Below are 23,522 nucleotides of genomic sequence, written 5' to 3'. Positions count from 1 at the left end.
GTGATGTCCTTATGCGCGCGTGGCGATGCGTTCGCCCAACAGCCCGGAGGGGCGGAAGACCAGCACGGCGATCAGCACCAGAAACGCGAATACGTCCTGGTAGTTGCTGCCGAAGACGCCGCCGGTCAGCTCGCCGAGATAGCCGGTCCCCAGCGATTCGAACAGTCCCAGCAGCAATCCGCCGAGCATCGCGCCGCGCAGGTTGCCGATGCCGCCGAGCACGGCGGCGGTAAAGGCTTTGATGCCGGGCAAAAAGCCCATCGAGAAACCGGCGTTGCCGTAATTGCTGGCCATCATGATGCCGGCTACCGCCGCCAGCGCGCCGCCGAGCGCAAAAGTCAGAACGATGATGCGGTCAGGACTGATGCCCATCAGGCCGGCGACCTGCGGGTTTTCCGCCGTGGCGCGCATGGCGCGGCCGAAACGGCTGTGTTCGACCAGCAGCCAGAGGCCGGCCATGACCGCCACGGCCACCGTCAGCGTGACGATCGCGGTGCCGGTGATCACCGCCGGTGCATGTTCGGCGCTGCCTGCGGTCAGGGCGATGGGCGTCATCGGCAACAGCTGCGGAAACATCAGGGGATTGCGTGACCAGATCAGCATCGCCAGGGTTTGCAGCAGCAGCGAGACGCCGATGCCGCTGATCAGCGGGGCCAGGCGCGGCGCAGTGCGCAACCGGCGATAGGCCAGACGTTCGATCGCCATCGAGGTGATGGCGCAGACGGCCATGGCGAACAGGGCCGCCAGCAGCAGCGTGGCGTAGGGCGAAAGCGCGGGAAAATGATGCTGCAACACGCCGATCGCCGACAGCGCGCTGAGCGCCCCGACCATCAGCACGTCGCCGTGCGCGAAGTTGATGATGCGCAGGATGCCGTACACCATGGTGTAGCCGAGCGCGATCAGCGCATAGATGCTGCCGAGCATCAAACCGTTGACGGTCTGCTGTACCAGCGTATCCATAGGGAGAGTCCGGAGATAATGAGTCAGGAGGCTCACAGTAGAGAATTTAAAAAAATTGTAAAATACGGAAAAATACTTTCTTATACAAAAAACGAGTGATTTTAATGTATTGATTTTTATTTATATTAAATAAACCCTTCTTCCGAATTTTCTATAAAACAATCGATATATGAAAAAAACAGAACAGTACGATGAGCCGTTGCCGATGCTGCCGAACGATCCGCCGCTGCGCGCCGTGCGGGCGTTCGAGGCCATCGCGCGCCTGGGCGGCATCAGCGCGGCGGCGAAGGAGCTGATGATTTCGCCTTCGGCGGTCAGCCATCAGCTGAAAACGCTGGAGGCATTTTTACAGATGCCGTTGACCGAAAGGCAGGGGCGCCATCTGGTGCTGCGCAGCGAGGGGCGGGAATATTACCGCTCGATCCGCTCGGCGTTTAACGTGCTGCGCCAGGCGACCGAACACGTGCGCGAGCAGTCCGCGTCGCGGCAGGTCACCATCAGCCTGATCCCGCTGTTCGGCATGGGTTGGTTCATTCCGCGGCTGCGCGGCTTTCTGCGCGAGAATCCGGATATCGATATCAATGTGGTTTACGCCAACCACCGCAATTACCTGAGCGACGCCGCCGATCTGTCGATCCGCTTCGGGGTTGGGCAGTGGAGCGGCTATCGCAGCGAAAAGCTGATGTCCGGCCAAATGGTGCCGGTGTGCAGCCGGGCATTCAGCAAACTGCACGGTCTGCTCGATACGCCGGATCAGCTGACGACGCTGCCGTTGCTGCACGACGAAGAGCGCAATACCTGGATGCAATGGTTTCAGCAGGCCGGCGTTAAACGCCCGCTGCGCAGCATCGGGCCGATGTTCGAAGACGGATTGCTGACGCTGGCGGCGGTGCAGGCGGGATTGGGGTGTGCGCTGATGCGCGAGCCGTTAATCGCCCAGTACCTTGAGAGCGGTGAGTTAATCAAAATGTTCGATCTGCCGATCGACGACGGCCGCGATTATTACCTATGCGCCCGCCTGGATAGCGAATTGTCGCAGGAGGGCGAAAACCTGCGGCAATGGCTGCGGCGTGAGGCGGTGGCTCAGAACGCCGGGGCATAATCTACAACCAACGCGTCTTTCAGCACCTGACGGCTTTGCAGTAGAGTGCCGGTTCATCTGTAGCGATAAGGTATGACGATGCTGTTTGATTTAAACCTGCAGGCGGCCGAACTGCCTGAGGCCTGGCGTTCTGCCGTGCTGGGCCGCGTCGGTGCGGCCAATATCAAAGTGCTGCGCATGGATGAGCGCAGCATAGCGGATGAAGTGCATGATTACAGCGAAGGGCTGCTGGTGATCCGCGGGCAGCTGCGGCTGCAGGTGGCGGGGGAAACGATTGTGGTACAGGCCGGCCAGCTGTATCAGGCCGCGGCCGGCGTACCGCACCGCGTGTTGCCGGGCAGCGAAGGCACGCTGGTGATTTTCGATCTGCCCGAAGATTAAGCGTCGCCCAGGGCGGTGAGCGCCACCTTTACCGCCGCCAACAGTCGCGCTTCAGTGACGCCGTCACGCGCCTGAATCGACAGGCCGTGCAGGAAGACGGCGAAAAAGTCCCCCAGGCTGTCGGCGTCGGTGCCGGCCGGCAGTTCGCCGGCTTGCACCGCCTGCCGCAGCCGTTCGACGATCTGCTGGGTGCGCTGCAAACGATGCTCAGCCAGCCAGGTTTTGAGCCCGTCGTTTTCCGCACTGACGCTGGCGGCGGAGGAGACCACCATGCAGCCCTGCGGCAGATCCGGCCGGCTGTAGAGCCGCACGGCGTCTTCCAGCAGGCGTTTGATCGCCGGGCGAATGCCGCTTTCCTGCGCGAAGGCGCGATCGGCGAAGCCGCCTTCCTCGGTTTCATAACTGGCTATCGCCTCGCGGAACAGCTGTTCTTTGGAACCGAACGCCTTGTAGATGCGCGCGGAAGCAATGCCCAATTCCGCCACCAGATCCGACATCGAGGTGCCTTCGTAACCCTGGCGCCAGAATAAGTTTCGCGCCTTCAATAGCGCCTGTTCGCGATCGAACTCGCGCGGTCTGCCTGCCATTCGCTGCTCCAATTTACCGGCCATTCAGCGACATAGGATCGCTTAAATCGGCGGGAATACCAATGTCTTTATAAATTTCGCTTGCGGTCATCGCACTTTGCTCCTATTGTTTGTCAATCGACAACCAATAGGAGTTTACGATGAAAACCCTCAAAGGTCCAAGCCTGCATCTCGCGCAGTTCAGCGATGAGAACGCGCCATTCAACAGCCTGCCCGCCATCGCCGAGTGGGCGGCGCAGACCGGCTTTAGCGCGCTGCAGATCCCGGCCTGGGATCGGCGTTTATTCGACGTGGCCACCGCCGCGGAAAGCCAAACCTACTGCGATGATTTGACCGGCATGTTGGCGGAACAGGGGTTGGTGGTCAGCGAATTGACCAGCCATATCTTCGGCCAGCTGATGGCGGTACACCCGGCTTACGATACGCTGTTTGACAGCTTTGCGCCGCCGGCGCTGCAGGGCAATCCGCAGGCGCGCGGCGAGTGGGCGCGGCAGCAAATGCTGTTGGCGGTGAAGGCGTCGGCGCGGCTCGGGCTCAGCGAGCTGGGCACCTTTTCCGGTTCGCTGGCCTGGCCCTATCTGTTCCCGTTCCCGCAGCGCCCGGAAGGACTGATCGATACCGCGTTCGACGAGCTCGCCAAACGCTGGCTGCCGGTGCTCAACGCCTGCGACGAGCAGGGCATCAACCTGTGTTATGAAATTCACCCGAGCGAGGATCTGCACGACGGCGTGACGTTCGAGATGTTCCATGAGCGCGTCGGCCATCATCCGCGCTGCCGGGTGCTGTTCGATCCGAGCCATATGGTGCTGCAGCAGCTCAACTATCTGGAGTTTATCGATATCTATAAAGAGGTTATCGGCATGTTCCACGTCAAGGACGCCGAGTTCAATCCGACCGGTCGCCAGGGCATTTACGGCGGCTATCAATCCTGGATCGATCGCGCCGGCCGCTTCCGCTCGCTGGGTGACGGCCAGGTCGATTTCAACGGCATCTTTTCACGGCTGACGCAGTATGGCTATTCGGGGTGGGCGGCGCTGGAGTGGGAATGCTGCCTGAAAAACCCGCAGGACGGCGCGCGCGAAGGCGCAGCTTTCATTCGCGATCGCATTATCCGCGTCACCGACAAAGTGTTCGACGACTTCGCCGGCGCGCCGGTCAACCCACAACAGATCAATGCCTTGCTCGGCATTCGCTGAGCCTAATCCTTCAGGGAGTCACCCCATGCAATACCTACAGAACGAGGTCCCGTTGGCGGATCTCGCGGCGGAACACGTCTATCTCCAGGTCAACGGCCGACGCATTCACTGCGTGGTGGCCGGTGAAGGGCGGCCGGTGCTGCTGATCCCCGGTTGGCCGCAAACCTGGTACACCTGGCGCCATGTGATGCAAGCACTGGCGGCGGCTGGTTTTCAGGCGATCGCCGTCGATCCGCCGGGCATCGGCGATTCTGACAAGCCCGCTGGCGGCTATGACACCGGCAGCATCGGTGCGACATTGCACGCGATGATGGCGCAATTGGGCCATGAACGTTACCGACTGGTTGGCCACGACATCGGCATGTGGATCGGATACGCCATGGCGAGCGATTTCCCGCAGGCGGTGGAGCGTCTGGTGCTGACGGAGGCGGTGATCCCCGGTCTGGCGCCGCCGCCGCCGATTTTCGTCGCACCGGAGGAGAACATTTTCCTGTGGCATTTCATGTTCAATCAGCTGGCGGATTTGCCGGAGACCCTGACCCAGGGGCGTGAGCGGGAGTATCTTGGCTATATCTTCAACCGCTGGTCCTATCGGCGCGATCGGGTGGCGGCGGAGGTGTATATCGCGGCTTACTCAGCGCCTGGCGGCCTGCGCGCCGGGTTCGACTATTACCGGGCGATCCCGGAGACCGTGCGGCAGAACCGCCTGCGCGCCGCCAGGCCCCTGACGATGCCGGTGTTGACGGTGGGGGCCGAGCACGCCACCGGCGACGCGCCGCTGACGACGCTGCGGGGCAATGCGCACGATCTGCGGGGCGAAACGGTCGCCGGCTGCGGGCATTTCATTACCGAGGAGTGTCACGAGGCGTTTATCACACTGATTACGCCGTTCTTGGCAGGAGAGCCGCATGCCGCTCGATGAACGCATTGCCGCTTTTTTGACGGCATCGGCCGATGCGCCGCCTCCCGCGTCGCTGGCGGAAATGCGCGCGGCCACGGAAACCGGTTTACGCCAGCTGCAGGGCGAGGCGGAACCGAGCGGCGGCGTCAGAGACGTTACGGTGGTCGCCGCCGATGGGTATCGGATCGCGCTGCGCGCCTATCTCCCAGCGGGGGAAAACCGCGCCGCCGCGCAGCCGGCGATGCTGTTCGCCCACGGCGGCGGTTGGTGCCTCGGTTCGCTGGCGCTGTACGATCGGCCCTGTCAGGCGCTGGCCAACGCCACCGGCCGGGTGATCCTGTCGGTCGACTACCGTCTGGCGCCGGAATACCCGTTTCCGCAGCCGCTGGAAGATGTCTATCAGGCGCTCTGCTGGGTGGCGCAACAGGCGCCGCAGTTGGGGATCGACGCGCAGCGCCTGGCGGTGGGCGGCGACAGCGCCGGGGGCAATCTGGCGGCGGCGGTCGCGCTGCTGGCGCGGGATCGCGGCGGCCCGCACATCGAGCGCCAGCTGCTGCTGTACCCGGCGCTCAGCCGCGAGATGGCGACGACCAGTTATCGCGAGTTTGCCGAGGGGCACTTTCTGACGCGCGACGCGATGGTATTTTGTTGGCAGCAGTATCTGGCCCAGCGGCGCGATCCCGGCGCCGAACCGCTGCACGCCGCCACGTTGCGCGGGTTACCGCCGGCCACCATCCTGAGCTGCGAATATGATCCGCTGCGCGATGAGGCCGAGCAGTATGCGCAGCGGCTGCGCGAGGCGGGCGTGCCGGTGCGCTGCGAACGGTTGCCGGGCATGGTGCATGCCTGCATTCACATGCTGGGGCTGACCCCGGCGGCGCGGCGGCTGTTCGAACTGGCTCGCGAGTAAAAAAAAGCCCCGCACAGCGGGGCTTTTGGCCATTCATCCGACACGCGGTTAACGGCCGGCGACGGTGACGAAGCGGGTTTCCAGGTAGGACTCGATCGCTTCGCTGCCGCCTTCGGTGCCGTGACCGGAGTCTTTCACGCCGCCAAACGGCGTTTCCGGCAGGCCGAAACCGATGTGGTTGATGCTCAGCATGCCGCTCTCCACGTCGCGCCCCAGCGCATTGACGGTGGCGATGTTGCGGCTGTAAGCGTAGGCGGCCAGCCCGTACGGCAGGCGGTTGGCTTCGGCGATCGCCTCGTCATAGGTGGCGAACGGGCGCAGCAGGGCGACCGGGCCAAATGGTTCTTCCGACATGGCGCGGGCGCTCAGCGGTACGTCGCGCAGCACCGTCGGCTCGAAGAAGTTGCCTTTGCCCGCCACGCGCTTGCCGCCGGTGCAGGCTTTTGCCCCGTGGGCGACGGCATCCTGCACCAGCGCCTCGATATTGTCGACGCTGCGGCCCAGCACCATCGGCCCCATGGTCACGCCGTCTTCCAGCCCGTTGCCGAGTTTGAGCTCACGCACGGCGGCGGTGAATTTCTCCACGAAGGCTTCATAAACGCCTTGCTGGATCAGGAAGCGGGTCGGGGCGATACAGACCTGGCCGGCGTTGCGGAACTTGGACTGCGCCAGCTCTTTGGCCGCCGCGTCGAGATCGGCGTCGTCGAAGATCAGCACCGGGGCATGGCCGCCCAGCTCCATGGTGGCCTTTTTCATATGCTGGCCGGCTAGCGCCGCCAGATGCTTGCCCACGCGGGTAGAGCCGGTGAAGGAGATCTTGCGAATGGTCGGATGTGGGATCAGGTATTCCGAGATTTCCGCCGGGGTGCCGTACACCAGCGCGATCACCCCGGCCGGGATCCCAGCGTCGGCGAAGGCTTTGATCAGCTCAGCCGGCGAGGCCGGCGTTTCTTCCGGGCCTTTGACGATGATGGAACACCCCGCGGCCAGCGCGGCGGACAGCTTGCGCACGATCTGGTTGATCGGGAAGTTCCACGGTGTGAAGGCGGCCACCGGGCCGACCGGCAGTTTGAGGGTTTGCTGCTGCACGTCGCGGGCGCGGGACGGAATGATCTGCCCGTAGGTGCGGGTGGCTTCGCCGGCGAACCAGTCGATGACGTCGGCGGCGTTGAGAATTTCGACTTTGGCCTGTGCCACCGGTTTGCCCTGTTCCTGCGTCATGACGGCGGCGATGGCGTTGGCGCGTTCGCGCAGCAGCGCCGCCGCTTTGCGCATCAGGTTGGCGCGCTGGTGCGCAGCGGTGTCGCGCCAGACGCTAAATCCGCGCTCGGTGGCGGCCAGCGCCAGATCGAGATCCTCTGCGGCGGCGTGCGCCACCTGACCGATTACTTCGTCGGTGGCGGGGTTGGTGACCGGCAAGGTTTTCCCGGCCAGTGCGTTGCGCCATTGTCCATCGATATACAGTTGAGTATCCGGATACATTGTTGCCTCTTGTTTGCGGAGTGTCAGGGGCCGATGAGCTTCGCGATGCGGCTCGCCTGAAAGGGACAGGGACCTTAACCCTACGCCGAATGGCGGCGATCGTCCAGGCGAGGGGCACGAAAGCGCCAGGGCGGCTACTCAACCGGCGATGTTTTGGCTATGCTGAGCAGATTGTCAGCACGGACGAGGAGGTCGGGTGCAAGGGGTACCACAACAGTTTCCGTTCGAGAAGGATTGCGCGCAGTTCCGGCATTTGTCGCATCTGCCGGGCGTCGAACTTTATCAGGCGCATATCGAACGCTATGCCTTCGAGCCGCATACCCACGACGCCTTCGCCATCGGCACCGTAGACACCGGGGCGGAGCGTTTCCGCTATCGCGGCGCGCAGCACCTGGCGGCGCCGGGCGCGCTGGTGCTGATGAACCCCGACGAGCTGCATACCGGCGAAGCCGAAACGCCGGGCGGCTGGTGTTACCGCATGCTCTATCTGGCGCCCGAGGCGCTGGAGCAGCTGTCCGGCGATCGGAGCCAGTGGTTCACCGATGCGGTGCGCCACGATCCGCGGGCGGCGCAGCGCCTGTCCGCCATTCTCGCCACGCTGTGGCAAACCGACGATTCGCTCACGCTCGACGGCCTGCTGTTGGAGGCGGTCGAGCTGTTGCACCCGCACATCCGCACCGGGCAGCGGGAAAAAGCCGAGGCGGTGCACCGTTTTGAGGTGGTGAAATGCTACCTGCACGACAACTTCGCCGAGGCGGTGACCCTCAATCAGCTGGCCGAGCTGGTGTCGCTCAGCCCATACCATTTCCTGCGCAAGTTCAAGGCCGAATACCACGTCTCGCCGCAGCAGATGCTGATGGCGATCCGGCTGTCACAGGCCAAACGCATGCTGGAGCGCGGCATGCCCGCCGCACAGGTGGCGGCGGCGGCGGGGTTGACCGATCAGGCGCACCTGACGCGCGCTTTCGCCAACCGTTACGGCGTCACGCCAGTGCGTTTCCAGAAACAGGTGAAATTGGGCTAAAACAGCAACCTGCTACAATAATTCCTTCCCGCGTTTTCGCTACTCTGCCGCTGTCTCGTCGGGCGGGTTGGCCGCACCGGCCGTTTGTCGGAGTCGTTATGTTCATTGGCGTTGTGTTTGCCCTGGCCGCCGGGCTGATGTGGGGATTGATCTTCGTCGGCCCGCTGCTGGTGCCGGATTATCCCGCCGCACTGCAGTCCACCGGGCGCTATCTGGCCTTCGGGCTGATCACCTTGCCGCTGGCCTGGCTCGATCGCCGCCGCCTGCACAAGCTGCGGCGCCAGGATTGGCTGGAGGCGCTCAAGCTGACGGCCATCGGTAACCTGCTGTACTACCTGTGCCTGGCCAGCGCCATTCAGCGTACCGGCGCACCGGTATCGACCATGATCATCGGCACCTTGCCGGTGGTGATCGCCCTCTGCGCCAATCTGTTTTACGGTCGGCACGACGGGCGGCTGGCCTGGGGCAAGCTGGCGCCGGCGCTGTTGCTGATCGTCTGCGGGTTAGCGTGCGTGAACGTCGCCGAGCTGCGCGGCAATGCGCTGCCGGTCGATGGCTGGCGCTATCTCAGTGGCCTCGGGTTGGCATTGTTGGCGGTGGTGTGCTGGACCTGGTTCCCGCTACGCAACTCGCGCTGGCTGCGGGAGAACCCGACGCAGCGGCCGGCCACCTGGGCCACGGCGCAGGGGCTGGTGACGCTGCCGCTGGCGCTGCTGGGCTATCTGGCGGTCTGCGGCCAATTGGCGCTGAGCGAACCGGCGTTCGCCTTGCCGTTCGGCCCGCGCCCTGAGGTATTTATCCCGCTGATGCTGATCATCGGCGTGTTCTGCTCCTGGCTGGGGGCACTGTGTTGGAACGAAGCCAGCCAGCGCCTGCCGACGGTGTTGGTGGGGCCGCTCATCGTGTTCGAAATTCTGGCGGGGTTGGCCTATACCTTTCTGCTGCGCCAGGCCTGGCCGCCGCTGCTGACGCTGGCCGGCATCGTCTGCCTGATCGCCGGCGTGGTGTACGCCATGCGCATCAAGCCGCAGCCGGTGGTGGTGGCGTTGGAGGACAAGCCGGGGTGACGCCCGCCGCGAAGGCGGGCGCGAGGGTTAACGCTTGCTGTGGTGAATGATCTCTTCGGCCACGTTGCGTGGCGCTTCGGCGTAGTGGCTGAATTCCATGGTATAGGTGGCGCGGCCCTGCGACATCGAGCGCAGGGTCGTCGAGTAGCCGAACATCTCGGACAGCGGCACCTTGGCGCGAATTTCCTTGCCGCCGCCGCCCGGTATCTCTTCCATACCCTGCACCAGACCGCGGCGTGAGGAGAGGTCGCCCATCACGTTGCCGGCGTAATCCTCCGGTGTTTCCACCTCCACCGACATGATCGGCTCAAGGATCACCGGATCCGCCAGGCGGCAGGCTTCCTTGAAGCCGAAGATCGCCGCCATGCGGAACGCCTGTTCCGACGAGTCGACATCATGGTAAGAACCGAAGGTCAGGTGCACCTTGACGTCTACCACCTGATAACCGGCCAGTACGCCGTTGTTCAGCGCCTCGAGCACGCCTTTTTTCACCGCCGGGATAAACTCGCCCGGAATGACGCCGCCCTTGATCTCATCGAAGAACTCGAAGCCTTTGCCGGGTTCGTTCGGTTCGACGGTCAGCACCACGTGGCCGTATTGCCCTTTACCGCCGGACTGGCGCACGAATTTGCCTTCCACGTCGGCCACCCGCTTGCGGATGGTTTCGCGGTACGACACCTGCGGCTTGCCGGTGGTGGTCTCCACACCGAACTCGCGGCGCATGCGATCGACGATGATCTCCAGGTGCAGCTCGCCCATGCCGTAGATGATGGTCTGGCCGGATTCTTCATCGGTGCGTACCCGGAACGACGGATCTTCCGAAGAGAGGCGCTGCAGCGCGATGCCCATTTTCTCCTGGTCGCCCTTGGTCTTCGGCTCGATCGCCTGGGCGATCACCGGCTCGGGGAAGGTCATGCGTTCCAGCGTGATGATGGCGCCGGGGTCGCACAGCGTATCGCCCGTGGTGACGTCCTTCAGGCCGACGCAGGCGGCGATGTCGCCGGCGTGCAGCTCGTCGATGTCCTTACGATCGTTGGCGTGCATCTGCACGATGCGGCCGATGCGCTCCTTTTTGCCCTTGATCGGGTTGTAAACGCTGCTGCCTTTGGCCAGCACCCCGGAGTAGACGCGCACGAAGGTCAGCTGGCCGACGAAGGGGTCGGTCATCAGCTTGAACGCCAGCGCCGAGAATTTTTCGTTGTCGTCGGCTTTGCGGGTGATGATTTCATCGTGTTCGCCGTGGCCCTCCATCGGCGGCACGTCGAGCGGCGAGGGCATCAGTTCGATCACCGCATCCAGCATGCGCTGCACTCCTTTGTTGCGGAACGCCGAGCCGCACAGCATCGGCTGGATTTCGCCGGCGACGGTGCGCACCCGCAGCCCGTGGACGATCTCCTCTTCGCTCAGCGGCACCTGGTTGAGGTATTTCTCCATCAGCTCTTCCGAGGCTTCGGCGGCGGCCTCAATCATGTTTTCGCGCCACTCCTGCGCCGAATCGCGCAGCTCGGCCGGGATCTCTTCGAAGCTGAAGCTCATGCCCTGCGAGGCCTCGTCCCACAGGATGGCCTTCATCCGCACCAGGTCCACCACGCCGCTGAAGTGATCTTCGGCACCGATCGGAATAACGATCGGCACCGGATTGGCTTTTAGGCGCTCGATCATCATTTTGCGCACGCGGAAAAAGTCCGCGCCGATGCGGTCCATCTTGTTGACGAATGCCAGCCGCGGCACCTTGTATTTATTGGCCTGGCGCCAGACGGTTTCCGACTGCGGCTGCACGCCGCCCACCGAGTCATAGACCATCACGGCGCCGTCCAGCACGCGCATCGAACGCTCCACTTCAATGGTGAAATCGACGTGCCCGGGGGTGTCGATGATATTGATGCGGTGCTGCGGATAATTATGCTGCATGCCGTTCCAAAAGCAGGTGGTGGCCGCCGAGGTGATGGTGATGCCGCGCTCCTGTTCCTGCGCCATCCAGTCCATGGTCGCCGCGCCGTCATGCACTTCGCCCAGCTTGTGGCTGACCCCGGTGTAAAACAGAATCCGCTCGGTGGTGGTGGTCTTGCCGGCATCGATATGCGCGGAGATGCCGATATTGCGGTAACGTTCGATAGGGGTGGTGCGAGCCATAATCAACCTTTCTTAGCCGCGTGAAGGAGAGCGGCTTAAACAGCATGGATAATGGTGATAATCCTCATAGGGTTATCTGCCGGATCGCAGAGCCTCGCTCTGGTCACAAACTAATCGTAGTTGAAGGCGTTGGTTTTTATAAGCGATGGCTGTGATAGATGAAAGTTTGCGCGCAGGGGAGAAAAGGGTGAAAAAAAAGGCCCGTAACGGGCCTATTGTCGAGCGGCGCCTTCGCCGCTTATTTGCGTCCCAGCAAGAAGCCGAAAACGATGCCGACCGCTGCCGCAACGGCCACGCCGGCCAGCGGGTTGGCTTCCACCTGGGTTCTTACGCTGTCCGCTGCGTCTCGGGCGGCATAGCTGGCCTGGGAGGCGTATTTGCGCGCCGCGCCGCGCACCTGATGCTCAGGCGAATCGACGGCTTTGCCGAACGCTTCTTCTACCGCGCCTGCGGCTTCATTGGTTTTGTCTTCCGCTTTACCAAACATGCTGCTCTCCTGTTCCTTGTGGGTTAACGAACCCTAAGCCTAGCAGGTGAACGGTAATTTTTGCAGCATTCTGTGCGTTATAAGAGCAATCCGAGCAGAGAAACGTCTTGCCGGGTGCACGGTGACGGCTTCACCCGCGCGGCTTTTTGTGTTCTATTGGCTAGCGGTTTAACCGGGTATCGTTAACCTTTGACCGATTCGTTGAGTTGAAAGGACTCCCCATGTCAGTACTGCGTATTCTGGCGCTGCTCGCCGCAACCGTCGCCGCGTTGCCCGCCCAGGCCAAGCCTGTGCTCCACGGCGCGGTGGCCGAGAACGGCATTCGTTGGCAATCTTGTCTCAACAGCGGTTTTCAGCGCTGGTTCGATGAGCCGCCGCCGGCGGGGCTGCGCTGCGGTTACCTTGAGGCGCCGCTGGCCTACGCCACGCCGCCCGCTCATGCGGCGCAGGCGGGCGAACAGACCGTGCGTTTGGCACTGACCCTGCTGCCCGCCACCGGGCCGAAAAAGGGCAGCGTGGTGATGATCAGCGGCGGGCCGGGCCTGCCGGGCATCAATCCTTATTTGGGCAACGACGCCCACGTCGCCAGACTGCGAAAATCCTACGACATCATCGGTTACGATCCGCGCGGCGTCGGTCAGTCGACGCCGAAAATTTCTTGTCAGCTGGCCGAAGGCGACGAAACCCCGACGCCGGACGATAACGACGTGGCCGGCGCGGAGAATCAGACGCGCACCCTGATTGCCGCCTGCATCAAACAGACCGGCGCGGACGTGCTGCAACATATCGGCACCGACGAAGCGGTCAACGATCTGAACGCGATCCGCCACGCGCTGGGCGAACCGGGGCTGACGGCGGTGGCGTACTCTTACGGCACCAAGGTGGCGGCGCTGTATGCCGAGCGTTTTCCGAAGAAGACGCGCGCGCTGGTGCTCGACGGGGTGGTGGATCTGGCAGAGGACGATTTCACCCAGCGCATGAATCAGGAGCGAGGCTTTCAGCAAAGCTTCCTGCGCTTCGCTGCCTACTGCGGCAAAACCGACAGCTGCCAGCTGGGCGGCGGCGCCAATCAGGCGCTGCAGCGCTATCACGCTTTGCTGCGCAAGCTGCATGAGCAGCCGTTCGTTACCGCGGCGGGCTATGAGATCTCCGCCGACGACGTGCTGACGGTCACGCGTTCGCTGCTGCTGTGGCCGGAGCGCTGGCATGAGCTGGCGACCGTGCTGCGCCAGCTCGATGCCGGCATCGCCGGGCAACAGGTTTCCGATCTGATCGACGAAAGCTATTCGCCGGATGCCGATGACGCCCTGAACGTCATCACCTGCGCCGACGTCGCCAACCCGACGGCCGATCCGCAGCTGTTGCGCCGGCAGCGGCAGGAGATCAATACCGCCGCTTTGTATGCCCACTATCTGCCGCTGCACGAATACCCGCTGGAAATGTGCGATCTGTGGCCGTACCGCGGCAAAGATCGGCCGCACACGCCGGTGGCGTCCGCCGCGTTGCCGCCGCTGCTGTTCGTCGCGCAGCGCTACGATCCGACCACGCCGTACCGCAACGCGCAGGTGATGGCCGCCGCCTTTAAAAGCCCGCTGATCACCCGCGAACGCGACGGGCATACGCTGGCGCTGAACGGCATCGACAGCTGCGTTGACGAAAGCGTGGTGGATTATCTGCTGGCGCCGAAAAAGCCGCGCCACGACAGGATTTGCCGTTGAGGAGGCCGGGCTTCCGCCCGGCCTGACCGGTAAGTAAGTCGCCCCGTGTTTTAGAATTTCACCTCTTCCGCCAACGCCAGCGTCACGAATGGGCCCGACAGGGTCTGGTTATGGTGGCGGATAATGGCTTCGGCGCTGAGCGCCTCCGTGTCCGAACAGCTATGAGCGTCGGCGGCCAGCACTATGTCAAATCCCAATTCCGCGCCGCGACGACACGCGGTGTCCACGCAGTATTGCGTTTTCATTCCCGAAATCACCAGCCGGCCGATGCCGGCGTGCTTTAGCCGTTCCGCCAGGCCAGTCTGGTAAAAACAGCTGGGGTGGGTTTTATCGATGAACCAGTCGGCACCCGCGGCGGTTTCCAGGCTGGGGTGAACCTGCCATAGCGGGCTGTTTGCGGCGATGGGGGAACCTGCCGGCCCCGTATGGCGGATAAACACCACGGTTGCATTTGCCAAGCGCGCGGTGCGTATTAACGCATTGGTCTTCGCCAGAAGTGTTTCGGCGGCGAACGGCGGATCGTTCGGCGAGGCAAACAGGCCGACCTGCATGTCGATAAGCAGCAGGGCGCTGCGCGGGGCGGGGAGGGTTGTCATTGGGATTCTCCGTCATGAAATTGCCGGCAAGTACGGAGAAACAAAACCCCGTCCATGGCTGGCGGGGCTTAGGGATACATCGTTAGCTGATGCGCACCCGTGCAGCCCGCCATTGTGTGGCGGTTGCGGTGGTGGTAGCGAGGACGTGCACGAAGTGTTTCATCGCGTTGATAATGCGCGGTGGTGAGGGGGACGTCAAGAGGCTCCCCCCCAATGTCAGCCGGCGAAAATATGCGCCTGGCCCATCACGTTGAGATTGACCTGAGCGCCGGGCTGCAGGCCTTCGCGGCTGACGGTTTTGATCTCGATTTGCGCGCCGCCGGCGGCCATTTGCAGGTTGAGCGTAGAGACGAAGCCGGCGAAATCGATGCTGGTGATCACCGCCTGGCCGCGCTGCGCCGGATCGGACAAACCAATTTGAATCTGCTCCGGGCGCAGCATAATACGCGCCGGGCCGCTGCGTTGCCGATCGTCGACGGCGATGCGCCCCAATGCGCAGTCGGCCCAGCCGTGCGCCAGTTCGGCGGTCAACACCAGCGTTTCGCCAAGGAAGCTGGCGGTCGGCTCATCGACCGGCCGCAGATAGAGATCTTGCGGCGCGCCCACTTGCGCCAGCCGGCCGCTGCGCATCACCGCCACCTGATCGGCGAACGACAGCGCTTCGCTCTGATCGTGGGTGACCAGAATCGACGCCACCTTGGCCTCCGTCAACAGTTCGGCGACCGCTTTGCGGGTGGCGGCGCGCAGGCCGGTATCCAGCGCCGAGAAGGGTTCGTCCAGCAGCATCAACCGGGGTTGCTGCGACAGGGCGCGCGCCAGCGCCACCCGCTGTTGCTGCCCGCCTGACAGCTCGTGCGGCCACAGCGCGGCCAGACGGCGATCCAGCGCCACCATCTCCATCAGCACCTCGATGCGCCGCTGTTTCTCACGCTTGCTGCCTGTAAGGCCAAAACCGATGTTGCCGGCGACGGTAAAGTGCGGGAACAGCGCGCCATCCTGCGGGACGAAGCCGATGCCGCGCAGATGCGCCGGCACCCAGCCGCCACTGTTACCCATGGCTTGCCCCTGCAGCAGGATCTGGCCGCCGTCGGGGATTTCAAAGCCGGCGATGATGCGCAGCAGGGTGGTTTTGCCGGAGCCGGAAGGGCCGACGATCGCCGTGCGGCTGCCGGCGGCAACCTGCAGGTCGATGTGTTCCAGCACCCTTATGGCGTTATAAGATTTTTCGATACCGTGCAGTTCGAGCGTGCTCATAGTCCCGCCGTGCGTTTAGATTGAGAATAAAGAAGCCAGGTGAGCGGCAATGACAGCGCCACCATAATCAGCGCATAAGGCGCGGCGGCGACGTAGTCTATCTCGCTGGTCAACGCCCAAAATCCGGTGGCCAGCGTGCGGGTGCCGTTCGGCGCCAGCAACAGCGTGGCGGTCAGCTCATTGGCGATCGCCAGGAACACCAGCGCGGCGCCCGCCGCGGCACCCGGCGCCGCCAGCCGCAAGGTGGTGCTCCACAGCGCCTGCGCCGGCGATTTGCCGAGGCTGCGCGCCACGTTTTCCAATTCCACCGGCGCCTGCGCGATGCCGGCGCGCAGATTGATCAGCGCCCGCGGCATAAACATCAGCAGATACGCCAGCAGCAGGGTGATTTCGGTTTGGTAAATCGGCCGGAAGCTGTGAATGGTGATGGTTACCAGCGCCAGTGCCACCACGATGCCGGGCAGCGAGCTGGTCACGTAGTTACAGCCCTCCAGCACGCGGTACAGCCGGGCCGGATAGCGCACCGACAGCCAGGCCATCGGAATGGCGCACAGCGTGATCAGCAGCGCGCCGGCGGCGGACAGCGACAGCGTTTGCCACAGCGCAGGCCACAGTTCGGCGTTGCGCCACGCCTCCAATCCCCCCAGCCACAGCCAGCGGGCCAGGGTGATGAAAGGCACGCCCAGCGCCAGCGCGGTCAGCGAAATCGGCAGCAGCAGCGCCAGCGCGGCGAGCGGTAGTGAAAGGTGACGCGGCGTTTGGCTGCGGGCGCTGCCGGAACCGACGCGGGCATAGCGCGCGCGGCCGCGGCTGAGAGCCTCAAGCAGCAGTAACCCGAGGCAGCACAGCACCAATACGCCGGCCAGCATGTTGGCCGCCGGGCCGTTGAAGGTCGACTGGAACTGATCGAAGATCGCGGTGGTGAAGGTATCGAAACGGATCATGGCGTACAGGCCATACTCCGCCAGCAGGTGCAATGCGATCAGCAGGGAACCGCCCCAGACCGCCAGCTTCAGCTGCGGCAGCACCACGCGGAAAAACACCGCCGGTGGCCGGGAACCGAGCGAAGTAGCGACGTCTTCGATGCCGGGATCCAGACGGCGCAGCACGGCGGCGGCCGGCAGGTAAATGAACGGGAAATAGGCGAGCACCGAGATGAAGACGCCGGCGCTCAGGCCGTGCATCGACGGCACCAGGCTGATCCAGGCATAGCTTTGCACAAAGGCCGGCACCGCCAGCGGCGCGGTGGCCAATACCGCCCAGAGACGGCGGCCCGGCAGCGTGGTGCGTTCGGTCAACCAGGCCAGGGCCACGCCCAGCACGGCGCAGATCGGCAGCGTCAGCACCACCAACAGCAGGGTGTTCAACAGCAGTTCCGCCACGCGCGGGCGGAAAACCAGAGCGTTGACCGTTTGCCAGCCGGTTTCAAACGCCACGCCGATAACGAATCCCAGCGGTAACAGCGCCAGCAGCGACAGCAGCACGGCGCTGGCCACCACGATCGCCCCCGGCCGCGGGTGACGGGGAAGAACAGAATAACGCCGCGCGGTCTGCGCGGCGTGGGTACTCAGGTTTGACATAACGATCAACAACTCTCGGTTTGCCGCGGGCCTTACAGCAGGCCGGCTTCGGTCATCAGTTCGACCACCTTTTTACTGTTCAGCTGCGCGGCGTCTACCTTCGGCGCGTCCAGATCTTTCAGCGGCACCAGTTTCGGGTTGGAGGCCGCGCCGACGCCGACGGCGTATTCGAAGGCATTGTTGGTGCGCAGGATCTCCTGGCCCTGTTTGCCGGTGATCCACTTGATGAACGCCTGCGCCTGCTGCTGATGCTTGCTGGAAGCCAGCACGCCGCCGCCGGAGATGCTGACGAACGCGCCCGGATCCTGATGTTTGAAGTAATACAGCTTGATGTTGTTGCTGTTTTCGCCGGTTTTAGCGCCGTCCACGAACGGGTAGTAGTGATAGATCACGCCGCTGTCGACCTGGCCGGCATTGACCGCTTTCATCACCGTGCTGTTGCCCTTATAGGCGGTGAAGTTGGTTTTCATCGCTTTCAGCCATTCCAGCGTCGCTTTCTCGCCTTTCAACGCCAGCAGCGCGCTGACGATAGCCTGGAAATCCGCGCCCGACGGCGAGGCGGCCCAGCGGCCTTTCCATTCCGGCTTGGCCAGATCCAGCAGCGACTTCGGCAGCTGCGCGTCGGTCAGTTTGGCCGGGTTGTAGACGAACACGGTAGAGCGGGCGGCGATGCCGGTCCAGCGGCCGTGGCTAGGGCGATACTGCGGTTCCACCTGGGCTAGCGTCGCGGCATCCAACGGGGCGAACAGCTTGGCGTTATCCACCAACACCATCGCCGGGGAGTTTTCCGTCAGGAACACGTCGGCAGGCGAAGCGCTGCCTTCCTGCACCAGCTGATTACCCAATTCGCTGTCGCCGCCGTTGCGCAGCGTGACCTTGATGCCGGTATCTTTGGTAAACCCATCGACCCAGGATTTCACCAGGTTTTCATGTTGGGCGTTGTAAATGACGATGCCCTGGTCGGCGGAGGCCGCCTGAGCGCCGAAGGCCAGCATCATCGAGAAGGCGAGCAGGGCGACGGGGCCGAGAGATGAAATACGCAGCTTCATGCAGTTATCCTTTTTAGCGTTCGAATGAGGAAAACGAATATCGCCTGGCAAGCGCAAGCAGGCCGATTTTAGCCAAGAACATCAATAATGATAGTGAAAACGATTCGTATTAAATTATTTTTGACGATCGCTCACAAAGTGAATTGCCCTAAGGATAAGTTAAGTTTCGGCTGGAATAATCTGTATTGATTGCCTGAATAGAATTGGGACGTGTTATCTCACAGTGAGCGGCCAACCTGCCATCGCAGGCGGCCGCCCGTCAGGCTTGCTTCTTGTCACGCCGGCACGAACTCACCGTTGCCGACGCCGAAGAATTGCCCGTTGATGCTGCCCGCGTACTGCGGCGGATGAACCAAAGAGGCCAGCACCCGACCATTCTCCAGCAGCGTCAGGACGATCGAACCGGGGTTGATGGCCAATTGCAGGGTTAACGGCACGCCGATCAGATTTTCGGCATCGGGCACGGTGCCTTGTAGATAGATCGTCGGGATGTTGATGTTACCGCCTGAGCCAGTGCCGGTGGCCTGGCCGATAAAACGCACCGATGTACCGCTTGATGGGGCATTGGGACCAATATTGGCGAGCTGTGCGGAAATTTGCACGGTCTCCGCATGTGGCGCGCAGCCACAGCCGCATCCACAGCCCTGGAAGCTGAAGTAGCCGCAGATATTTTGTTGGCACCCGCATCCACACAAGGATTGCGGATGCACTTGCTGGTTGAACGCCGGTTTCAATTGCGGATGTTGGTTGAGCAGCGCCTGTCGGCTCTGCACTTCCGCGCTATAGGCGTCACGTGATTGTTTATTCAATGTGTTAGCCTGTTCAGGCGTAATATCTTGCAATGAAGGCATAGGTAAACTCCTGTGATTTTTGCTGAGTCAGTCTGAAGTGCATATCACGCTGAATCCGGTTAGCCACCAGACAGGTAATTGCATCTGAATGGAAATAGTCATTGCCCTCGAAAGAAAAACGGTATGGCAAGCAGACCGTTGCATCTTATCCTCACGGCAAGCGTTTATATTTCCGGTTTGCTCTTTCGGTAATTATTTTTGATTCAATCATTCGCCAGTTATTGATTTTACAACCGGCAGTAGCTTCATGTATATCTCGAAGCCATTTAAAGGTAGTTAGGTGTCATGGAGATATCAAGTGAGGTTTTTAATGTTATTTTTAAATTGAAATGCTACTGATTTACCTTGTCCATTATTTTACTGTTAATCTTTTTCTGCAACCAATTAATTAATATGAGTTAATTGATTATTATATTTCATCCTGTTGATTTTTATTGAATTATTTTTTATGTATTATTTTTTAAATATTGTCAGTGTATTCATGGAGGTGACAGTTAAGTGTGGATTTACATTTGACTTACATCAGTTCCTTGTCAACGCTGTAATGGCAATTAAGCAGTTGCAATGTTGACGTCTTGTTATCGATTGGCGTTCTTTTTCTTCAGTCTTTTCATATCGTTCTTCAGCGTCTCGTTCAGGTATTAATAACTCGGACTGTCAACGCGAATGACGAGCCATATTCAGTAAAAATCGTGAGAGAGGTGCCTATGTCTAATGGACCGTTTTATACCAATCCTATCGTGGTCATCGATGTAGCTAATGATTGCGTGCATGTGGAAATGGCGATCGATGGAGGATTATACGAAAACGTGTTTCCGCTGTCGGTAGCGGCTAATGAACCCTATCCGAAATTGCTGGTGAATCTGGCGATCCAGGCGCAGGCGAGCGGCAAATCCTTAATGGTATGGGGAGAACCCGGCCCAGAGCCGGTTAAAGGCCTGCCGCTGTTTGGTATCACGACCGTGAATATCAAGTAGAGGACGGCAACGCACATTGGGTTTGAAAGCGAAAAGCGCGGTGAGGGATATTCCTTTGATAATGAAAGAAATTCAACACCGCTTTTGGTTATGACTCATAGCGATTAATGATTTAATTTATTCCACTGCCACATTGCATATTGAACGCGATAAAACACTTAACAGGGATATCGACGTGAAATATTCATTTAATGGCAAGAATTTGGCTGGTTTAATCCTCCTGGCTTTTAACGCGACGGTCGCACAGGCGGCCGATGTGCCGGCGGGCGCTAAACTGGCGGCGGTGCAAGAACTGGTGCGCGCCAACGGGTATGAACCGGCGACGCTGGATCCGAATCTGGCCGAGAGCAATGTGGAGTTCTACATCTTCAACGATCTGTTCGAAGGCCTGCTGCGCGTCGGGAAAGACGGCGAAGCGATCCCGGCGCTGGCGCAGAAATGGGAGCATCAGGGCAACGTCTGGACCTTCCATCTGCGGCCGCAGGCCAAATGGTCGAACGGCGATCCGGTGACCGCCGACGATTTCGTCTACAGCTGGCGGCGCCTCACCGATCCGAAAACCGCGTCGCCGTACGGCAGCTATCTGGCTTCGGCCTACGTGCTGAATGCCGCGGCGATCAACGCCGGCAGCAAGCCGCCGAGCGCGCTGGGCGTCAAGGCGCTGGACGCGCACACCCTGCAGGTGACGCTGTCGGAGCCTAACTCCTACCTGCTCAAGCAGCTGGTGCATTTCCCGGTCTTGCCGGTTAACCGTAAGGTGGTGGAGCAGTACGGCAAGAACTGGACTCAACCGGCGCATTTTGTCGGCAACGGTGCATTCCGCCTCAGCCAGTGGGTGGTGAACGAAAAGGTGGTGGTGGAGCGTAACCCGCAGTATTGGGACAACGCCAACACCGTGCTCAACAAGGTGACGTTTTTGCCGATACAGGGCTTCCCGGAAGTGGCGCGTTTTCGCGCCGGCGAGGTTGAGTTGGGGTATACCACGCCGCCGGAGCTGTATCAGCAGCTGAAAAAAACGCTCGGCGAGCAGCAGCTGGTGACCTATCCGCTGCTCTCTACCAGCTATTTCGCCTTCAACAACCGCCAGGCGCCGTTTAACGACCTGCGGGTGCGTCAGGCGCTGAATCTGGCGCTGGACAAAGAGATTATCGCCGGCAAGGTGCTGGGATATGGCCAACAGCCGGCCTGGACCTTTACCCCAACCGGCGCGGGAGGCTATAGCCTGCAGCCCGGCGCCGCAGCCGGCTGGACGCCGGAACAGCGGCACGCCCAGGCGAAACAACTGCTGGCGCAGGCCGGTTTCAACGCCGAAAATCCGCTGCGCTTTACCGTGCTGTACAGCAACGACGCCACCATCAAGAAGATCGTCATCGCCGCCGCCGCCATGTGGAAAAAGAACCTTGGGGTAGAGGCCAGCTTGCAAAGCCAGGAGCGTAAAGTGACGCTGGATAATATCAACCGCGGGCAGTATGGCGTGGCCTTTACCCGCTGGCTGGCGGATTACAACGATCCGTCTACTTTCCTGAACGTGTTCCGTTCCGACAGCAGCGAGAACAGCGCCAAATACCGTAACCCGGACTATGACCGCATTCTGCACCAGGCGACGGCGGCGCAGACGCCACAGCAGGTGCAGCAATATTTCCAGCAGGCCGAGGCGGTGCTGGCCGCCGATACGCCGGTGGCGCCGGTGTACTACGAGGCCAACGCCACGCTGGTCAAACCCTACGTGAAGGGGATCGATTTTACCCGTCAGGGCGCGCTATACGATAAAAATGTCTATATTCTTGAGCACTGAGAAATAAAAAAGCGGCTGATTTATATCAGCCGCTTTTATAGATTCGTGTTTAATAACATTATCCTAAATACTCCATAAACGACGGGCAATCTTTTCTTCCCGCTGAAGAAAACACCGCCTATACTGCGCCGGTAGTTTATATGCAGTATCTCGTTTGGCGAGGCTCCTATACAAACACAGGTTACTGATCTGACGACATCGAGAGATGCCCAAGGTTAAGACAGGCTTTATCGGATTAAGGTTCAGCCCAAAGTAACTTCCGAGCAACAATTCGGATACGTTGTATAGTGCTAAAACCTGGACGCGGAGATAGGCAGTCTGCACTCCCTCTGTGGTTACGCCCCTATGCGATTCGCTGTTGAAGTTCAAAACAGAAATAGGGACTGACAATGATCAAGTCACATCAACATTATTCTTCTCCGGCGCTGAGCGCGACTGAAACTCTCGACGAGACATCGGTCGCCGGCTATATGAACGCCGATTTTATTACTGTTCCCGCGACGATGACGGTCAATCATGCCCGGGAATATTTACTTTCACAGCTTAAAACGGACGAAATTCCCACCCGGGTATTTATTACCGCGGACGATTATCATCTGCGCGGCACGCTGTCGGTGAAAAAACTGCTGCAGTGCGACGAGCAGGATAAAGCGGTCGGCGTGATGATGGATCACAGCTATTTCCAGGTTTCACCCGACGACGATCGCAACGACGTGGCGCATCTGCTCGGCAAGGGCGGCCTGGACGTGGTGCCGGTCGTGGCGAACAACACGCTGGTCGGCGTACTGGGTGAGCGCGAGATTGCCCGGCTGGTCGAGGATGAAAATACCGAAGACGCGCAGCGCCAGGGCGCGAGCCTGCCGCTGGACAAGCCTTATCTGGAGACCAGCCCGTGGGCGCTGTGGCGTAAACGTTCGGTGTGGCTGCTGATGCTGTTCGTCGCCGAAGCCTATACCGGCAACGTGCTGAAGGCATTCGAAGAACAGCTCGAAGCGGCGATTGCGCTGGCGTTCTTCATCCCGCTGCTGATCGGCACCGGCGGCAACAGCGGCACCCAGATCACCTCGACGCTGGTGCGTGCCATGGCGCTGGGCGAGGTCAGCCTGCGCAATCTGGGCGCGGTGATCCGCAAAGAGGTCACGACCTCGCTGCTGATCGCCGTCACCATTGGCCTGGCGGCCTGGGTGCGCGCCTGGATCATGGGTGTCGGCATGGAGGTGACGTTGGTGGTCAGCCTGTCGCTGGTGGCGATCACCGTGTGGAGCGCCATTGTTTCGTCGATCATTCCAATGCTGCTGAAACGGCTCGGCATCGATCCGGCGGTGGTATCGGCGCCGTTTATCGCCACCTTTATCGACGGCACTGGCCTGATTATTTATTTCAAAATCGCCCAGCACGTTTTGGGGATTTAAACGGTTCCCGCTCTAAACAGGGCGGGAATGTGACAAAAAAGAGGAGGGCGTTAAAAAACC

At 61.2% G+C, this 23,522-nt stretch carries 21 protein-coding genes and 1 riboswitch; of the genes, 11 read left to right on the top strand and 10 right to left on the bottom strand.

What is annotated here, in order from left to right; all coding sequences use genetic code 11:
* Positions 1-9: 9 nt before the first annotated feature.
* Complete coding sequence (locus tag QDT79_RS16705; RefSeq protein ID WP_063989960.1) at positions 10-960, bottom strand: branched-chain amino acid ABC transporter permease; 951 nt, start codon at positions 958-960, stop codon at positions 10-12.
* Between the two features lie 169 nt (positions 961-1,129).
* On the opposite strand from QDT79_RS16705, the gene QDT79_RS16700 reads away from it, so the two are divergent.
* Positions 1,130-2,062, top strand: coding sequence for a LysR substrate-binding domain-containing protein (locus QDT79_RS16700; RefSeq protein WP_063989959.1), 933 nt, complete (start codon positions 1,130-1,132; stop codon positions 2,060-2,062).
* A 78-nt stretch (positions 2,063-2,140) separates the two neighbouring features.
* Entirely contained in the window at positions 2,141-2,443 is a 303-nt protein-coding gene (locus tag QDT79_RS16695) for a cupin domain-containing protein (RefSeq protein WP_308316792.1), read from the top strand.
* On the opposite strand, the gene QDT79_RS16690 is transcribed toward QDT79_RS16695, so the two are convergent.
* Complete coding sequence (locus tag QDT79_RS16690) at positions 2,440-3,030, bottom strand: TetR/AcrR family transcriptional regulator (RefSeq protein WP_308316791.1); 591 nt, start codon at positions 3,028-3,030, stop codon at positions 2,440-2,442. The genes QDT79_RS16695 and QDT79_RS16690 overlap by 4 nt on opposite strands.
* 140 nt (positions 3,031-3,170) lie before the next feature.
* Here QDT79_RS16690 and QDT79_RS16685 point away from each other — a divergent pair, with 140 nt between their 5' ends.
* From QDT79_RS16685 to QDT79_RS16675, 3 genes are read left to right on the top strand one after another with little or no spacing between them, the layout of a single operon-like run.
* Positions 3,171-4,226 (top strand): sugar phosphate isomerase/epimerase family protein, encoded by a 1,056-nt coding sequence (locus QDT79_RS16685; RefSeq protein ID WP_063989956.1) that lies wholly within the window; start codon positions 3,171-3,173, stop codon positions 4,224-4,226.
* Between the two features lie 25 nt (positions 4,227-4,251).
* Positions 4,252-5,148, top strand: a complete 897-nt coding sequence (locus tag QDT79_RS16680; protein WP_107226247.1) for an alpha/beta fold hydrolase — start codon at positions 4,252-4,254, stop codon at positions 5,146-5,148.
* Positions 5,135-6,037 (top strand): alpha/beta hydrolase, encoded by a 903-nt coding sequence (locus QDT79_RS16675; RefSeq protein WP_033653098.1) that lies wholly within the window; start codon positions 5,135-5,137, stop codon positions 6,035-6,037. The genes QDT79_RS16680 and QDT79_RS16675 overlap by 14 nt, the downstream gene beginning before the upstream one ends.
* Positions 6,038-6,085: 48 nt before the next feature.
* On the opposite strand, the gene QDT79_RS16670 is transcribed toward QDT79_RS16675, so the two are convergent.
* Entirely contained in the window at positions 6,086-7,519 is a 1,434-nt protein-coding gene (locus QDT79_RS16670; protein ID WP_063989954.1) for an NAD-dependent succinate-semialdehyde dehydrogenase, read from the bottom strand.
* A 196-nt stretch (positions 7,520-7,715) separates the two neighbouring features.
* Between QDT79_RS16670 and QDT79_RS16665 the strand changes: the two genes are divergently transcribed.
* Positions 7,716-8,543, top strand: coding sequence for an AraC family transcriptional regulator (locus QDT79_RS16665; protein WP_308316790.1), 828 nt, complete (start codon positions 7,716-7,718; stop codon positions 8,541-8,543).
* Positions 8,544-8,641: 98 nt separating this feature from the next.
* Entirely contained in the window at positions 8,642-9,610 is a 969-nt protein-coding gene (locus QDT79_RS16660) for a DMT family transporter (protein ID WP_197815939.1), read from the top strand.
* 27 nt (positions 9,611-9,637) lie between these two features.
* Here QDT79_RS16660 and fusA read toward each other — a convergent pair whose 3' ends face one another.
* Positions 9,638-11,743 (bottom strand): elongation factor G, encoded by a 2,106-nt coding sequence (fusA, locus tag QDT79_RS16655; RefSeq protein ID WP_063989951.1) that lies wholly within the window; start codon positions 11,741-11,743, stop codon positions 9,638-9,640.
* Positions 11,744-11,981: 238 nt separating this feature from the next.
* The gene (locus QDT79_RS16650; RefSeq protein WP_107226246.1) at positions 11,982-12,230 is read right to left on the bottom strand and encodes a glycine zipper domain-containing protein; all 249 of its coding nucleotides are present in this window, start codon (positions 12,228-12,230) and stop codon (positions 11,982-11,984) included.
* A gap of 221 nt (positions 12,231-12,451) precedes the next feature.
* Here QDT79_RS16650 and QDT79_RS16645 point away from each other — a divergent pair, with 221 nt between their 5' ends.
* Positions 12,452-13,948, top strand: a complete 1,497-nt coding sequence (locus QDT79_RS16645; RefSeq protein ID WP_308316788.1) for an alpha/beta hydrolase — start codon at positions 12,452-12,454, stop codon at positions 13,946-13,948.
* A gap of 50 nt (positions 13,949-13,998) precedes the next feature.
* On the opposite strand, the gene QDT79_RS16640 is transcribed toward QDT79_RS16645, so the two are convergent.
* The 5 genes from QDT79_RS16640 to QDT79_RS16620 form a co-directional block, all read right to left on the bottom strand.
* Entirely contained in the window at positions 13,999-14,544 is a 546-nt protein-coding gene (locus tag QDT79_RS16640; RefSeq protein WP_308316787.1) for a cysteine hydrolase family protein, read from the bottom strand.
* 216 nt (positions 14,545-14,760) lie between these two features.
* Positions 14,761-15,798 (bottom strand): ABC transporter ATP-binding protein, encoded by a 1,038-nt coding sequence (locus tag QDT79_RS16635; RefSeq protein ID WP_308316786.1) that lies wholly within the window; start codon positions 15,796-15,798, stop codon positions 14,761-14,763.
* Positions 15,795-17,378, bottom strand: coding sequence for an ABC transporter permease (locus QDT79_RS16630; protein WP_107226242.1), 1,584 nt, complete (start codon positions 17,376-17,378; stop codon positions 15,795-15,797). Before QDT79_RS16630 ends, QDT79_RS16635 begins: the two co-directional genes overlap by 4 nt.
* 32 nt (positions 17,379-17,410) lie before the next feature.
* Positions 17,411-18,427 carry an iron ABC transporter substrate-binding protein gene (locus QDT79_RS16625; RefSeq protein ID WP_308316785.1) on the bottom strand — a complete coding sequence of 339 codons (1,017 nt, stop codon included), beginning with the start codon at positions 18,425-18,427 and terminating at the stop codon, positions 17,411-17,413.
* A 275-nt stretch (positions 18,428-18,702) separates the two neighbouring features.
* Positions 18,703-19,278: a hypothetical protein gene (locus tag QDT79_RS16620; protein WP_308316784.1), complete on the bottom strand. Its 576-nt coding sequence runs from the start codon at positions 19,276-19,278 to the stop codon at positions 18,703-18,705.
* Positions 19,279-19,985: 707 nt separating this feature from the next.
* On the opposite strand from QDT79_RS16620, the gene QDT79_RS16615 reads away from it, so the two are divergent.
* From QDT79_RS16615 to QDT79_RS16605, 3 genes are all read left to right on the top strand, one after another.
* Positions 19,986-20,255: a hypothetical protein gene (locus tag QDT79_RS16615; RefSeq protein ID WP_033643162.1), complete on the top strand. Its 270-nt coding sequence runs from the start codon at positions 19,986-19,988 to the stop codon at positions 20,253-20,255.
* Between the two features lie 175 nt (positions 20,256-20,430).
* Positions 20,431-22,050 (top strand): ABC transporter substrate-binding protein, encoded by a 1,620-nt coding sequence (locus QDT79_RS16610; protein WP_063989936.1) that lies wholly within the window; start codon positions 20,431-20,433, stop codon positions 22,048-22,050.
* 142 nt (positions 22,051-22,192) lie between these two features.
* Positions 22,193-22,366, top strand: a riboswitch (M-box (ykoK) riboswitch).
* 73 nt (positions 22,367-22,439) lie between these two features.
* Positions 22,440-23,462 carry a magnesium transporter gene (locus QDT79_RS16605; RefSeq protein WP_063989935.1) on the top strand — a complete coding sequence of 341 codons (1,023 nt, stop codon included), beginning with the start codon at positions 22,440-22,442 and terminating at the stop codon, positions 23,460-23,462.
* Positions 23,463-23,522: the final 60 nt, after the last annotated feature.

The organism is Serratia marcescens (genome assembly GCF_029846115.1).
GTDB classification, from domain to species: Bacteria; Pseudomonadota; Gammaproteobacteria; order Enterobacterales; family Enterobacteriaceae; genus Serratia; species Serratia marcescens_L.
The sequence above is the reverse complement of the archived record's forward strand: the minus strand, read 5'-3'. Positions and strand labels throughout refer to the sequence as shown.